This window comes from Thermomonas sp. S9, from assembly GCF_024704365.1.
Lineage (GTDB): Bacteria > Pseudomonadota > Gammaproteobacteria > Xanthomonadales > Xanthomonadaceae > Thermomonas.
Genome location: NZ_JAJDFY010000001.1, coordinates 1,631,545 through 1,645,438, shown reverse-complemented (window position 1 = coordinate 1,645,438; position 13,894 = coordinate 1,631,545). Strand labels below are relative to the sequence as shown.

General features: G+C 71.3%; 16 protein-coding genes and 1 pseudogene. 12 read left to right on the top strand and 5 right to left on the bottom strand.

Annotation, left to right across the window (positions count from 1 at the left end; translation table 11 throughout):
• Positions 1–8: 8 nt before the first annotated feature.
• From LJB71_RS08200 to LJB71_RS08190, 3 genes are read right to left on the bottom strand one after another with little or no spacing between them, the layout of a single operon-like run.
• Complete coding sequence (locus LJB71_RS08200; protein WP_259303811.1) at positions 9–677, bottom strand: NAD(P)H-binding protein; 669 nt, start codon at positions 675–677, stop codon at positions 9–11.
• Positions 678–680: 3 nt separating this feature from the next.
• Complete coding sequence (locus LJB71_RS08195) at positions 681–821, bottom strand: DUF2256 domain-containing protein (RefSeq protein WP_259303810.1); 141 nt, start codon at positions 819–821, stop codon at positions 681–683.
• Positions 822–841: 20 nt separating this feature from the next.
• Entirely contained in the window at positions 842–1,585 is a 744-nt protein-coding gene (locus LJB71_RS08190) for an SDR family oxidoreductase (protein WP_259303809.1), read from the bottom strand.
• A 131-nt stretch (positions 1,586–1,716) separates the two neighbouring features.
• Between LJB71_RS08190 and LJB71_RS08185 the strand changes: the two genes are divergently transcribed.
• The 3 genes from LJB71_RS08185 (at position 1,717) to folE (ending at position 4,693) form a co-directional block, all read left to right on the top strand.
• Positions 1,717–2,292 carry a lipocalin family protein gene (locus LJB71_RS08185; RefSeq protein ID WP_259303808.1) on the top strand — a complete coding sequence of 192 codons (576 nt, stop codon included), beginning with the start codon at positions 1,717–1,719 and terminating at the stop codon, positions 2,290–2,292.
• Between the two features lie 60 nt (positions 2,293–2,352).
• Positions 2,353–3,882, top strand: coding sequence for a cryptochrome/photolyase family protein (locus LJB71_RS08180; protein WP_259303807.1), 1,530 nt, complete (start codon positions 2,353–2,355; stop codon positions 3,880–3,882).
• Positions 3,883–3,970: 88 nt separating this feature from the next.
• Positions 3,971–4,693 (top strand): GTP cyclohydrolase I, encoded by a 723-nt coding sequence (gene folE / locus LJB71_RS08175; protein ID WP_259303806.1) that lies wholly within the window; start codon positions 3,971–3,973, stop codon positions 4,691–4,693.
• Positions 4,694–4,798: 105 nt separating this feature from the next.
• On the opposite strand, the gene LJB71_RS08170 is transcribed toward folE, so the two are convergent.
• Entirely contained in the window at positions 4,799–5,470 is a 672-nt protein-coding gene (locus LJB71_RS08170; RefSeq protein WP_259303805.1) for a ChrR family anti-sigma-E factor, read from the bottom strand.
• Positions 5,467–5,886 (bottom strand): sigma-70 family RNA polymerase sigma factor, encoded by a 420-nt coding sequence (locus tag LJB71_RS08165; RefSeq protein WP_259303804.1) that lies wholly within the window; start codon positions 5,884–5,886, stop codon positions 5,467–5,469. The genes LJB71_RS08170 and LJB71_RS08165 overlap by 4 nt, the downstream gene beginning before the upstream one ends.
• Positions 5,887–6,254: 368 nt before the next feature.
• On the opposite strand from LJB71_RS08165, the gene LJB71_RS08160 reads away from it, so the two are divergent.
• From LJB71_RS08160 to LJB71_RS08120, 9 genes and pseudogenes are all read left to right on the top strand, one after another.
• Entirely contained in the window at positions 6,255–7,205 is a 951-nt protein-coding gene (locus LJB71_RS08160) for an acyl-CoA desaturase (protein ID WP_259303803.1), read from the top strand.
• A 1-nt stretch (position 7,206) separates the two neighbouring features.
• Positions 7,207–8,472 carry an FAD-dependent oxidoreductase gene (locus tag LJB71_RS08155; RefSeq protein ID WP_259303802.1) on the top strand — a complete coding sequence of 422 codons (1,266 nt, stop codon included), beginning with the start codon at positions 7,207–7,209 and terminating at the stop codon, positions 8,470–8,472.
• On the top strand, positions 8,469–9,245 hold the full coding sequence (locus LJB71_RS08150; RefSeq protein WP_259303801.1) for a DUF1365 domain-containing protein: 777 nt from the start codon (positions 8,469–8,471) through the stop codon (positions 9,243–9,245). The genes LJB71_RS08155 and LJB71_RS08150 overlap by 4 nt, the downstream gene beginning before the upstream one ends.
• Positions 9,242–10,520, top strand: a pseudogene (locus LJB71_RS08145) (cyclopropane-fatty-acyl-phospholipid synthase family protein). The gene LJB71_RS08150 and the pseudogene LJB71_RS08145 overlap by 4 nt, the downstream one beginning before the upstream one ends.
• Entirely contained in the window at positions 10,505–10,783 is a 279-nt protein-coding gene (locus LJB71_RS08140; protein ID WP_310649406.1) for a DUF2878 family protein, read from the top strand. Before LJB71_RS08145 ends, LJB71_RS08140 begins: the two are co-directional and overlap by 16 nt.
• Positions 10,784–10,802: 19 nt before the next feature.
• Positions 10,803–11,045 (top strand): DUF2878 domain-containing protein, encoded by a 243-nt coding sequence (locus tag LJB71_RS08135; protein ID WP_259304770.1) that lies wholly within the window; start codon positions 10,803–10,805, stop codon positions 11,043–11,045.
• Between the two features lie 5 nt (positions 11,046–11,050).
• Entirely contained in the window at positions 11,051–11,815 is a 765-nt protein-coding gene (locus LJB71_RS08130; protein WP_259304769.1) for a DUF1295 domain-containing protein, read from the top strand.
• Positions 11,816–11,835: 20 nt separating this feature from the next.
• The gene (locus tag LJB71_RS08125) at positions 11,836–12,915 is read left to right on the top strand and encodes a cyclopropane-fatty-acyl-phospholipid synthase family protein (protein WP_259303800.1); all 1,080 of its coding nucleotides are present in this window, start codon (positions 11,836–11,838) and stop codon (positions 12,913–12,915) included.
• The gene (locus tag LJB71_RS08120; protein WP_259303799.1) at positions 12,915–13,463 is read left to right on the top strand and encodes a lipocalin family protein; all 549 of its coding nucleotides are present in this window, start codon (positions 12,915–12,917) and stop codon (positions 13,461–13,463) included. The genes LJB71_RS08125 and LJB71_RS08120 overlap by 1 nt, the downstream gene beginning before the upstream one ends.
• The last annotated feature ends 431 nt before the right edge of the window (positions 13,464–13,894 follow it).

Genomic DNA, 13,894 nt, shown 5'->3' with positions numbered 1-13,894 from the left:
CCCGACGCTCACTCGCCGCCCAGCCGCGTGATATCCGCGTTCTCGATCACGGTGGGGCGCGGGCCGGCGGCCAGTACCAAGCGCAACATGCAGGCACCGATCGCGGCCGTGGTGGTGAAGATGGCCGGCGCCAGGTGCGCGGCCAGCGCCAGCAGCGGATCGCCGAGGCGGTAGGCCAGGCCGCGCAGCCGGTGCGGCGAGCGCACGCCGTCCACCGGACGCACCACGCCCGGGCGCAGGCTGGTGTGTTGCAGCCCGCAGCGCGCCAGCACGGCCTCGGCCTCGCCCTTCACCCGCAGCGGCACCAGCCGGCTGCCGGGGTCGGCGCCCATGCCGGAGACGTAGGCCACATAGCCCTCCGGGTTCGCCCGGGCGTAGGCCTGCACCACCCGCGCGAGGGTGGCGACCGTGGCCTCGCGGTAGGCCGCTTCGCCCATGCCCAGCGGCAGCGGGCCGGCGCAGTACAGGCAGGCCTCCAGGCCGTGCAGGTCGAGCCCGGCCAGCACGGCGGCGGAGAACTCCGCGATCTGCTGCACGCGCAGTTTGGGATGCGTGATCGCCAGCGGTCGCCGCACCAGCGCCGTCACCCGCGCGATGTCGGGCGCCTCCAGCAACACATTCAGGACGCCCCGCCCCACCAGCCCGGTCGCGCCTACCAGCAGCACCTGCTTGCCCATCGTTCATTTCCTCCGGTCGCGTCTCCGGCAGCGCCGGGAACAGTAGCGCACGGATTCCCAGTCGCGCGCCCATTTGCGCCGCCATGCAAATGGGCGCCCGCAGGCCGCGCAGGGCTTCTGCGGCAGTTCGTGCTTGCGGCGCATCCGCGGCATCGGCGCACCCTTTACTTGCCCGCGACCGCGCCGCGGCCGCCGTCCACGCCCAGCACCTGGCCGGTGATCCAGTCGGCCTGCGCGGACAGCAGGAACGCCGCCAGCGCCGCCGCATCGTCCGCCTGCCCGATCCGCCCCAGCGGGTGGCTGGCCGCCACCGCCTCGCGCAGGTGCACGTTGCCGGCGATGCCCTGCGCCAGCGGGGTGTCCAGCAGCGAAGGCGCAATCGCATTCACCCGGATTGCTGGCGCCAGCTCGGCGGCCAGCGCCCGGGTCAGGCCTTCCACCGCCGCCTTGGCCATCGCGATGGAGGCGTGCAGTGCGAACCCGCGGCCGGCGGCCACCGAGGAGAACAGCACCACCGAGGCGCGCCCGCCGGGCGCCGCGCGCAGGGCCGGCAAGGCCGCCTGCACCGCCAGCGCGGCCGCCGCCGCGTTGAGCTGGAAATCACACAGGAAATCCGTCGCGGTCAGGCGCGTGAAGGGCTTGAGGTTGATGCTGCCCACTGCATACGCAAGCCCGGACAGCGGCGTACCGGCCTCGGCCGCCACCTGCGCGAAGGCGCCCTCGACGGTGACATCCACCGCGCTGAAGCCGGCTCCCAGCGCCGTGGCCAGCGCCTGCAGCCTCTGCGCGTCGCGCGCCACCAGATGCAGCGGATGCCCCGCCGCGGCCAGCTGCCGCGTCAGGCATTCGCCGACGCCGCCGGTGGCGCCATACACCAGGATCTTCCCGTTCGTGCCCGCTGCGTCCATCGCGTCCTCGCCGCCCCGTCATCTGGAGATGACTGCAGTACGCGCGGCGCGGCGCGGCGGATGCGGCGCGGCTGCATCCACCCCCGCGCCGGCTGCGTAATCGAAGGCATCCTCCGCACCTCGCCACGCCCATGCGCCTGCTCGCCGCTTCGCTGCTTCCATTCCTGCTGGCCGTCGCGGCCACCGGCTGCGCCCGCGCCGCCGCCCCGATCACGCCGGTGGACCACGTCGACCTGCCGCGCTACATGGGCCGCTGGTACGTGGTCGGCATCATCCCGACCCGGCTCGAGCGCGGCAACCACAACCCGGTGGAAACCTACCGCCTCGACCGCGACGGCAACGTCTGCACCTGGTACCGCTACCGCCCGGACCGCTTCGACGCCCCGGTGAAGCTGCTGCAATCCACCGGGCTGGTGGTGCCCGGTACCGGCAATGCCGAGTGGAAGGTGCGCTTCTTCGGCCTGTTCAAGGCGCAGTACAAGGTGGGCTGGCTGGCGCCGGATTACAGCCAGGTGCTGGTCGTGCGCGATGCCCGCGATTACCTGTGGTACATGGCGCGCACGCCGCAGGTCAGCGAGGCCGACTGGCAGGCGATGCTGGGGCGCGCCCGCGCGATGGGCTACGACCCGGCGCGCATCCAGCGCGTGCCGCAGCGCTGGCCGGAACGCGGCGAAGGCAGCGACGTCTTCCACGGTGAATGCGAGTAAGCCCGCGCCTGCCGCCGGCCATGCCGCTGCGGCCACGATCCACAGCATGAGCGGCGCTGCATGACCTGCCTGCGGCTGATACTCGGCGACCAGCTGAACCCGCATCATCCCTGGTTCGACGCGGTGCGCGAGGATGTCCTGTACGTGCTGATGGAAGTGCGGCAGGAGACCGATTACGTCCTGCACCACGCGCAGAAAATCCTCGCCATCTTCGCCGCGATGCGCCGCTTCGCCGAGCGCTTGCGCGCGGCCGGCCACCGGGTTGACTACCTGCGGATCGACGATCCCGCCAACCTGCCCTCGCTGACCGCCAACCTGGACCGACTGATCGCCCTGCACGGCGCCACCGCGTTCGAATACCAGGATCCGGACGAATGGCGGCTGGACGCGCAGCTGCGCGAGTATGCCGCGCGCCTGCCGATCCCGGCGCACGGCGTGGACAGCCAGCACTTCCTCGCGGAGCGCTCTGCCGTGGCGCGCTTCTTCGGCAGCCGCAAGCGCTGGACGATGGAGCCGTTCCACCGCCACATGCGGCAGCGCCACGGCGTGCTGCTGGAGCCCGATGGCAGCCCGCTGGGCGGGCGCTGGAACTTCGATGCCGAGAACCGCAAGCCCTGGCACGGCCGCCCGCCGGAACCGCCGGACCTGCGGCCGGTGCACGACCACCGCGCGCTGTGGGCCAGCATCGAAGCCGCCGGCGTCGCCAGCTTCGGCGCTCCCTCGGCGGACAGCTTCCGCTGGCCGGTCGATCGCGAGGAGGCGCTGGCCCAGCTCGACGCTTTCGTCGAGCACGCGCTGCCGCATTTCGGCGACTACCAGGACGCCCTGAGCAGCCGCGCCCAGCGGTTGTTCCACTCGCTGCTGTCGTTCGCGCTGAACGTGAAGATGCTCTCGCCGGCGGAGGTGATCGCGCGGGTCGAGGCCGAGGGCCGCGCCGGGCGCGCACCGCTGGCGGCGGTGGAGGGCTACATCCGCCAGATCCTGGGCTGGCGCGAATACGTGCGCGGCGTGTACTGGGCGCGCATGCCCGGCTACGACGCCAGCAACGCGTTCGGGCACGCGCGTCCGCTGCCGCGCTGGTTCTGGGACGGCGACACCCGCATGGCCTGCGTGCGCAGCGCGATCGGGCAATCGCTGGCGCACGCGCACGCCCACCACATCCAGCGCCTGATGGTGATCGGCAATTTCGCGCTGCTGGCCGGGCTCGACCCGCAGGCACTGCACCGCTGGTATCTCGGCATCTACATCGACGCGTTCGAATGGGTGGAACTGCCGAACACGCTGGGCATGAGCCAGTATGCCGACGGCGGCCTGCTGGCGACCAAGCCCTACGTGTCGGCCGCGGCCTACCTGCACCGGATGGGCGACCACTGCCGGCACTGCCATTACCGCCGCGATCTGGCCACCGGCCCGCACGGCTGCCCGTTCAATGCGCTGTACTGGGATTTCCTCGACCGCCACCACGCGCACCTGGCGGGCAACCCGCGGCTGGCCATGCCCTACCGCCAGCTGGCGCGGATGCCACTCGAGCGCCGCCGGGCGCTCGCCGCGCGGGCCGACCAGCTGCTGGGCCGACTTGACGAGGTGTGAACCCGGCGCGCATCCAAGGCGCCGTTTGCGGCGTAAGCACCTTCGTTGCACGTCCGTCTCCCTCCCCCTTTTTCCAGCGAGCCCGGCCATGTCGCATCCCCTGCGCGAACCCGTTCCCCTCCAATGCCTGTCCACCCAGCCGGCATCGCAGCGCGTGCGCGAGCGCCTGCGCGCGGCCGGCGTGCGCTTCCACGCCAACGACAACATCGCCGGCTACCTGCAGCCGGGCGAGCTGGAGGAGATCGAGCGCGAGGTCGCCGCGCGCGCACAGGAGTTGCTGCGCGCGCTGGTGATCGATTTGGAGCACGACCACAACACCCGCGACACCGCGCGCCGACTGGCGAAGATGTATGTGCGCGAAGTATTCGCCGGCCGCTACCAGCACGCCCCGGCGGTGACCGAGTTCCCCAACGCCGAGCGCCTGAACGAGCTGATGATCGTCGGCCCCTTGCGCGTGCGCAGCGCCTGCTCGCACCACCTGTGCCCGATCATGGGGCGGGTCTGGGTGGGCGTGCTGCCGAATGCCGACTCCAACCTGATCGGGCTGTCCAAATATTCACGTCTGGTCGAGTGGATCATGCGGCGCCCGCAGATCCAGGAAGAAGCGGTCAGCCAGATCGCCGACCTGCTGGAGCAGCGCCTGAAGCCGGACGGCATCGCGGTGGTGATGGAGGCTGACCACTACTGCATGCACTGGCGCGGGGTGAAGGACGATGGGTCCAGGATGATCAACAGCGTGATGCGCGGCCGCTTCCTGAGCGACCCGTCGCTGCGCAAGGAATTTCTGTCGCTGCGCCGCGGCGGCGACTGACCCGCGGCCGCCCATTCGGCACACGAGAAGGCCCGCCTGTGCGCGGGCCTTTCGCGTTCCCGGGGCAACCAGGGCCGCGCCAAGGAGGGCGCGGCGCGCGGCGGCTTACAGCCCCACCAGCGGCTGCAGCTTGCGCGCCAGCCAGCCGCGGAACTCCAGCGGGCCGTCGAGTGCGGCCACGCAGATGCAGGGCACGCCCGGCGAGGTCACCGGCTGGTGCTCCACGTCGCTGTCCAGGTCGGCCATGTCGCCGGGGCCGAAATGGCCCAGCTCGTCGTCATAGGCGCCTTTGAGGATCTGGGTCAGCTCGCTGCCGCGGTGGCTGTGCACCGGCATGCTCTTGCCCGGCGCGATCTTGAGCAGGATCAGGGTATCGCCACTCATCTTCGGCGCGCGGATCATCTGCACCCCGGGCGCCACCCAGCGCCAGCGCAGGTCTTTCCAGGTCTTGCCGAAGTAAGGTTGCAGCGGGCGCGGCAGGGCGTCCGCCGGCAGGCGCGCAGGAGCGGCTTCAGCCTTGCGTTCGACGATCGGCAGCGGCTCACGCAGGCGCGCCAGCATGTCCGCGCGCAGACGCTCGTCGCGGGCGGGGTCTTCCGCGCCCGGCTGCTGCTGCGCCAGCAGGCTGCCGCCGATGCGCTCGGCATCCGCCAGCTGGCGGCGGCAGTAGGCGCAGCCTTCCAGGTGGGTGTCGGCGACCGCCGCCATCTCCGGCGACAGCGCGCCGGCGGCATGGCTGACCAGGGTAGCCGGGTCGAGGTGGTGGCGCGGGATCATGCGTCCCCCTGCACGCCGGCCTGCAGGCGCTGGAACGCCCGCCGGATCGAGGATTTCACGGTGCCCAGCGGCATCCCGAGCTCGTCGGCAATCTGCTGGTGGGATTTGGCTTCGAAGTACGACATGCGGATCAGGCGGGCCTGGATCGCCGACAGGCGGTCGATCCGTTCGTTGAGGTCGGCGTGCGCGGCAAAGCGCTCGGCCGAGGAGAACCCGGGGGCTTCGGTTTCCTCCTCGCAGTCCAGCGCCGGCTCGATGTCCACCGCGATCCAGTGGTTTTCGCGGCGCAGGCGGTCGATGTGGAGGTTGCGGGCGATCCGGAACAGCCAGGTGGACAGCGTGCTGCGCCCGGCATCGTAGGTGTCGGCGCGCTGCCACAGCCGCAGCAGGGCCTCCTGCGCCAGTTCCTCGGCCACCGCCTCCGGCGCCCCCCAGTCCGCGCAGGTACAGCCGCACGCGCGGGGCGAAGTGGTCGTAGATGCGCATGAAGCAGGCCTGGTCGCGGCGCAGCGCCACCGCCTGCATCTGACCGATCCAATAACCCGGCTCACCGGGGCTTGCGCCGGCAATCGACATGGCTCTGGCCGCCTCGAAGGGCGACAGGTCTCCATGGTGGACGTTGGGTCGCATGGTACGGGAGGCCGCGCGGTTGGGGAATCTGGCCTGCATTACGCACCCGTGCGGCAAACGGATGCAGCGCGCCCGGAATCGCCGGCGGGCCGGCGCGCCTGCATCCAATCGGCGGCGGGCGGCGTACAGCGGGCATTCCCCAAGGATGCGCGCAATGCTCCAGGACCCGGCGACCGCCGCTCCACCCTCTCCGCCGCCCCGGCTGGGGCACCGCCTGCGCCAATGGTTCGACAGCGGCGCGGTGGCGCAAGGGGCCGATCCCGACCGCATCGACTGGCTGCGGGTGCTGCCCTTCATCCTGCTGCATCTGGGCTGCCTGGGCGTGATCTGGGTGGGCGTATCCCCCATCGCCGTGGCGGTCGCCGCCCTGCTGTACGTGGTCCGGATGTTTGCGATCACCGGTTTTTACCACCGCTATTTCTCGCACCGTGCTTTTCGCACCTCGCGCGCCGTGCAGTTCGTGTTCGCACTCATGGGCGCTTCCTGCGTACAGCGCGGCCCGCTGTGGTGGGCCGCCCATCACCGCCACCACCACCGCCACGCGGATACCGCGCAGGACCCGCATTCGCCGCGGCACGGCTTCTGGCGCAGCCACATGGGCTGGTTCCTGACCCGCGGCGCGTTCGCCACCGATCTCAGCCGGGTCCCCGACCTCGCCCGCTACCCGGAGCTGCGCTGGCTGGACCGCTTCGACGTGGCGGTGCCGCTGGCGCTGGCAGGCGGCCTGTTCGGGCTGGGCGCGCTGCTGCAGGCCGTGTGGCCGGACCTTCGTACCAGCGGGCCGCAGCTGCTGGTGTGGGGCTTTTTCATCTCGACCGTGGTGCTGTTCCATGCCACCGTCACCATCAACTCGCTGGCGCACCGCTTCGGCAGTCGCCGCTTCCCCACCCGCGACGACAGCCGCAACAACCTGTGGCTGGCGCTGCTCACCTTCGGCGAGGGCTGGCACAACAACCACCATTTCTATGCCAGCAGCGCCCGCCAGGGCTTTCGTTGGTGGGAGATCGACCTGACCTGGTACGGGCTGCGCCTGCTGGCCGCGCTGGGCCTGGTGCGCGACCTCAAGCCGGTGCCCGCCTGGGTGCTGGACAAGGCGGAGCGCTGACATGCGGATCGCCGTCGTCGGGTCTGGCATCTCCGGGCTGGCCAGCGCCTGGATGCTGTCGCAGGCGCACGAGGTGGTGCTGTTCGAGGCGGAGGATTATCTCGGTGGTCACACCCACACCCACGAAGTCGAGCAGGCCGGGCAGCGCTACCGCGTGGATACCGGCTTCATCGTCCACAACCCGGCGCACTACCCGCTGCTGACGCGGCTGTTCGACGACCTCGGGGTGGCCACCCAGCCCACCACCATGAGCTTCTCGGTGCACGATGCGCGCACTGGGCTGGAATACAACGCCACCTCCCTCGATGGCCTGTTCTGCCAGCGCCGCAACCTGGTCTCGCCGCGCTTTTGGGGCATGGCGCGCGACATCCTGCGCTTCTATCGGCAGGCGCCGCAGCTGCTGCAGGGCGACGGCCCGGGGCCGACCCTGGGCGACTGGCTCGAGGACAACGGCTACGGCGCGGCCTTCCGCGATCTGCACCTGGTGCCGATGGCCTCGGCGCTGTGGTCCTCGCCACCGCAGCAGATCCTGCAGTTCCCCGTGCGCTATCTGGTGCAGTTCATGGCCAACCACCAGATGCTGCAGGTCAGCGGCCGCCCCGAGTGGCGGGTGGTACGCGGCGGCTCGTCCACCTACGTCTCCGCGCTGCGCGCGCGCTGGCAGGTGCACGAACGCCTGCGCTGCCCGGTGCGGGCGATCCGCCGCGATGACCGCGGCGTGCAGATGGACAGCCGGATCGCCAACGGCGAGCGTTTCGACCAGGTGGTGCTGGCCTGCCACAGCGACCAGGCCCTGGCGCTGCTGGCGGACGCCAGCGCGGGCGAGCGCGACATCCTCGGTGCCATCCCCTACCAGCGCAACGAGGTGGTGCTGCACACCGATGCGCGCCTGCTGCCGACCCGGCGCAAGGCCTGGGCGGCGTGGAACGCGCACGTGCCGGCCGAGCCCGAGGTGGCGTGCACGGTCAGCTACTGCATGAACCTGCTGCAGGGCCTCCGCTCGCCCGAGCCGTTCGTGGTGACGCTCAACCGCAGCGAGGCGATCGACCCGGCCAAGGTGCTGCGCCGGCTCACCTACCACCATCCGGTGTACACCCCGCTGGCGGTGGCGGCGCAGCGCCGGCGGGCGCAGATCCAGGGCGTCAACCGCACCTGGTTCGCCGGCGCCTACTGGGGCTGGGGCTTCCACGAGGACGGCATGCGCAGCGCGGTGGAAGTGGCGCGCGCGCTCGGCGTGGCCTGGCCGGACGGCGGGGGCGCGGCATGACAGCCGCACCCAACAGCGCGGTGTACGAGGGCCGGGTGCGGCATCGCCGGCACAAGCCGCATGCGCATGCCTTCGCCTACCGGATGGCGCAGCTCTACCTCGATCTGGACGAGGTCGAAGCCGCGTTCCGCGGCCGCTGGCTGTGGTCGGTGGATCGCCGCAACCTCGCCGAGTTCCGCCGCGCCGATTTCCTCGGACCCACCGACCGCCCGCTGAAAGAGGCGGTGAAAGACCGGGTGCAGGCCGCCACCGGCGAGCGCCCGCAAGGCCCGGTGCGGCTGCTCACGCACCTGCGCTATGCCGGGATCGTGTTCAATCCGGTGAGCTTCTACTACTGCTTCGAGGCCGACGGTGCGACGCTGCACAGCATCGTCGCCGAGATCACCAACACGCCCTGGCTGGAGCGCCATGCCTACGTGCTGCCGGTGGCGAACGCGGCGCGTCACGGCCGCATGCTGCGCTGGAGTTTCGACAAAACCTTCCACGTCTCGCCCTTCGTGGGCATGGCGCGCCGCTACGACTGGCGCCTCAGCGTGCCCGGCGACGATCTGCAGGTGCACATGGACGTGCTGGATGCCGACGGCCGCGAGTTCGACGCCCACCTTTCGCTGCAACGCCTGCCGCTGGGCGCCGCCTCGCTGGCGCGGGTGCTGTGGCGCTATCCGCTGATGACCGCGCAGGTGGTCGCCGCGATCTACTGGCAGGCGCTGCGGCTGCACCTGAAGCGCACGCCCTTCCACGACCATCCCCGCACCTCCGGAGGCCGATCTTGAACGCCATCGCTCATTCCGAAACCGCACCTCGCTTCGGCAGCATCGACCGCTTCCTGCGCGACCGCCTGCTGCAGCGCCTGGCCGGCTTCGGCTACGGCCGGCTGGAAGTGCGCGACGCGCTCGGCACGCTCACGTTCGGACGCGCCGGCGAGGGCCCCGAGGTGACGCTGGAGGTGCTGGACCCGGCGTTCTACCGCCTGCTCGCCACCCACGGCAGCGTGGGTGCGGGCGAGGCCTATATGGACGGCCTGTGGCGCTGCAGCGACCTGGTCGCCCTGGTGCGCCTGCTGGTGCGCAACCGCGCGCTGCTGGACGGCATGGAAGGCGGCAGCGCGCGCCTGGGCGGGCTGGCGATGAAGGCGCTGCACCTGCTCCGCCGCAACACTCGCGGCGGCAGCCGGCGCAACATCGCCGCCCACTACGACCTCGGCAACGACTTCTTCCGCCTGTTTTTGTCCTCCGACCTGATGTATTCCTCGGCCTACTGGGCCGGCGCGGATGACACCCTGGAGGCGGCCTCCACCCGCAAGCTGGACCTGATCTGCCGCAAGCTGGCCCTCGGCCCGGACGACCACGTGCTGGAAATCGGCACCGGCTGGGGGCTTTGCCCTGCACGCCGCCCGCCACTACGGCTGCCGGGTCACCACCACCACCATCTCGCGCGAGCAGTACCAGCTGGCCGCTGCGCGCGTGCGCGAGGCCGGGCTGCAGGAGCGCATCACCCTGCTGCAGTCGGATTACCGCGACCTTGCCGGCCAGTACGACAAGCTGGTATCGATCGAGATGATCGAGGCGATCGGCGCCGAGTACCAGCCGGCCTACTTCGGCCAGATCGGGCGCCTGCTCAAACGCGAGGGACTGGCGCTGATCCAGGCGATCACCATCGAGGACCACCGCTATGAGCAGGCGCTCAAATCGGTGGATTTCATCAAGCGCTTCATCTTCCCCGGCTGTTTCATCCCGTCCATCAGCGCGATGCTTCAGGCCAAGACCCGCAGCAGCGACCTGGCGCTGGTGGGGCTGGAGGATTTCGGCCTGTCGTACGCGCGCACCCTCGAGGCTTGGCGCGAGCGCTTCCTGGCGCGCCTGGCGGAGGTTCGGGCGCAGGGCTTCGACGCGCGCTTCATCCGCATGTGGGAGTTCTATCTCGCCTATTGCGAAGGCGGCTTCCGCGAGCGCGCCCTGGGCGTTGCCCACCTGCTGCTGGCCAGGCCGGGCTGGCGTCCGCCGGGCGCGGCGTGCCTGGGCGAGGACGGCGCATGCGCTTCTGGCTGACCCTGCTGGCCTACCAGGCCACCTGGTTCGCGGCCGTGATCGGCGCCGGCCGCGGCCTGTGGTGGCCGGGCGTGGCCGCGGCCGCGCTGTTCGCGGCGTGGCGGCTGGCGGTGTCTGCCCATCGCCGGCTCGAACTGCATTTGATGCTGGTGGCGCTGGCGGTGGGGCTGGGGCTGGAAACCCTGTGGGTGAGCGGTGGGCTGCTGGAATACCGCGCCACCTGGCCGTGGCTGGCGGCGCCGGGCTGGATCCTGGCGCTATGAGCTGGCGTTCGCGCTGACGGTGCTGCCGCTGCTGGGCTATCTGCGGCGGCATCTTCCGCTGGCCGCGCTGCTTGGCGCCATCGGCGGCCCGCTGGCGTACTGGGGCGCCGCGCGCGGCTGGGGCGCGGCGCACTTCTCGGACCCAGCCTGGCACGGCCTGCTCGCGCTCGGGGCTGGCTGGGCGCTGGCGATGCCGCTGCTGGCCTGGCTGGCGCGCCGCGGGCTGCGGGCCGAATCCACGCTGCACGGAGGTGTCGCATGAGTCTGCTGCAACAGCTGGTCTGGATCTGGGGGCTGGCCGCACTGCTGATGGTGCTGGGCTGGCAGTGGCAGCGGCGCCGTGACAATGCCGGCATCGTCGATGTGCTCTGGTCCACCGGGCTGGCCATGGCGGCCTTGCTGTTGGCGTTCACCGGCAGCGGGGCAGTCGGCGCCCGCCTGCTGGTGGGCGTGCTGGCCACCGCCTGGGCGCTGCGACTGGCGCTGCACCTGTGGGGGCGCGTGCGCAGCGAGCCCGAGGATGGCCGCTACCGCGCGCTGCGCGCGCACTGGCAGGGCAGCCAGCTCAAGTTCTTCGCCTTCTTCCAGTTCCAGACGCTGCTGGTCGTGCTGTTCTCGCTGCCGCTGGCGGCGGTGGTGGCGCACCCGGCCCCGGCGGCATGGCAGCTGGGGCTGGCGCTCGCCCTCTGGATCGTGGCGGTGGCTGGCGAAGCGCTGGCGGATGCGCAGCTGGCACGCTTCCGCAATGATCCCGCCAACCGCGGCAAGACCTGCCGCCGCGGGCTGTGGCGCTATTCGCGCCATCCCAACTATTTCTTCGAATGGCTGCACTGGTGCAGCTATGCGATCGCCGCGATCGGTGCACCGCTGGCCTGGCTGGGATGGCTCGGGCCGGTGGTGATGTACCTGTTCCTGCGCTACATCAGCGGCATTCCCTTCACCGAGCAGCAGGCCCTGCGCACGCGGGGCGAGGACTACCGCGACTACCAGCGGCGCACCTCGATGCTGTTCCCCTGGTTTCCCAAAGACTGAAATCCCATTCGGAGCCCGTCATGACCACCGCCACGCTCGACCACGCCGTGCTGTCGAAGGACCGCCCCGCCCCGGGCCTGCTGGGGTTGGCCGAACGCGGCTGGCTGCCGGATGCGCTGATCCGCCTCGGTATCCGCCGCCTGTGCGCGCAGCGCCTGCGCGATGAGCTCGCCGGCGGGGTGGAGGCGCAGTCCGCACGCCAGCGCGCGCGCCTGGAGGAACTGCGCGAAAGCCCGTTGGCGATCGAGACCGAGGCCGCCAACGCCCAGCACTACGAACTGCCGCCGGCGTTCTTCGCCCGCTGCCTGGGCCCGCGCCTGAAATATTCCTGCTGCTACTACCCGCGGGGCGACGAGACCCTGGGCCAGGCCGAGGAGGCGATGCTGGCGCTGTACGGCGAGCGCGCCGGGCTGGCCGACGGCCAGGACATCCTGGAACTGGGCTGCGGCTGGGGCTCGCTCACGCTGTGGATGGCCGAGCGGTTCCCGAACGCGCGCATCACCGCGGTGTCCAATTCCAACGGCCAGCGCGGCTTCATCGAGGCACGCTGCCGCGAGCGCGGGATCGGCAACGTGCGGGTGCTCACCCGCGACGTGAACACGCTGGAACTGCCCGCGGCCGCGTTCGACCGCTGCGTGTCGATCGAGATGTTCGAGCACATGCGCAACTACGAACGCCTGCTGGGGCGCATCGGCCACTGGCTGCGCCCGGGCGGGCGGCTGTTCGTGCACATCTTCGCCCACCGCACCCTGCTCTACCCGTTCGAGACCGCAGGCAGCGACAACTGGATGGGCCGGCATTTCTTCACCGGCGGGCTGATGCCATCCGCCGACACCCTGCTGCATTTCCAGCAGGCGCTGAAGATCCGCCGGCAGTGGCTCATCGACGGCACCCACTACGCGAAGACCGCCAACCACTGGCTGCAGGCGCAGGACGCCCACCGCGCGGAGGTGATGGCGGTGCTGCGCGAGGCCTACGGCGAGGCCGCCGGGCTGTGGTTCCAGCGCTGGCGGATGTTCTGGATGGCCTGCGCCGAGCTGTTCGGCCATGCGGATGGGCAGGAATGGCTGGTGTCGCACTACCTGTTCGAGCGCGCCTGATGCGGGCGCGCCGGGCCGTGCACCGGGCGCTGGTCGTGCTGCTGGTGCTTGCCGCCGGCGCGGGCGCCAGCCGGCCGCCGATCCCGCCGGTGCCGCAGGTGGACCTGCCGCGCTTCATGGGCACCTGGTACCTGGTGGGCGGCATCCCGACCCCGTTCGAGCGCGAGGCGTGGAACGCGGTGGAGACCTACACCCTGCGCCGTGACGGCAGCATTCTCACCACCCTCACCTTCAATCAGGGCGCCGCCGACGGCCCGCGCAAGCACATCGAGGCGCCGGCGCGGGTACGCCCCGGTACCGGCAACGCGGTCTGGGACGTACGCGTGTTCGGCCCGGTCAAGGCGCAGTACATCGTGGCCTGGCTGCGCGAGGACTACGGGCTGATGCTGGTGGCGCGCGACGCCCGCGACTACGCCTGGGTGTTCGCGCGCGCGCCGGCGGTCCCCGAGGCCGAGCTGGAAACCGCGCGCCGTCGCCTGCAGGGCTGGGGCTACGACCTCGGCAAATGGCGGCGCATCCCGCACGTGGCGGCGCACGCCGCTCAATAGCGCGGGCAGGCGGCGCGCAGGTCGGCATCGAGCTGGGCTGGAGCTGGGCATAGCGGCGCTTGAGCCCCAGCCGCTGCAGCGCCGCCTCGCGCCGCTCGCGCGCGGCCCGGCAGCGCTGCGCCGCGGTCGCAGCAGCACGCTGCGCGCACGGGATACGCAGGTGGCGGGACCGGGGGATCGGTGCAGTCGCTGCGACGCGCGGCGGCCCCTGCCGGGCTGTGGAGATCGACGTCACCGGATCCGGCCGGTATTCCACCACCCGGTCCAGCCGCGCCGTCGTCGCGCAGGGCAGCGCCTGGTAGCTCACCGCCCCGTCGCGGGCGATGCAGCGGTTCAGGCTCTCCGCGGCTGCCGGGGACGCGCAGGCCAGCAGCAGGCAGGCATACGGCAGCAGGAAATATGGACGGCGCATGGCAGGGTTCCTAGGAGCG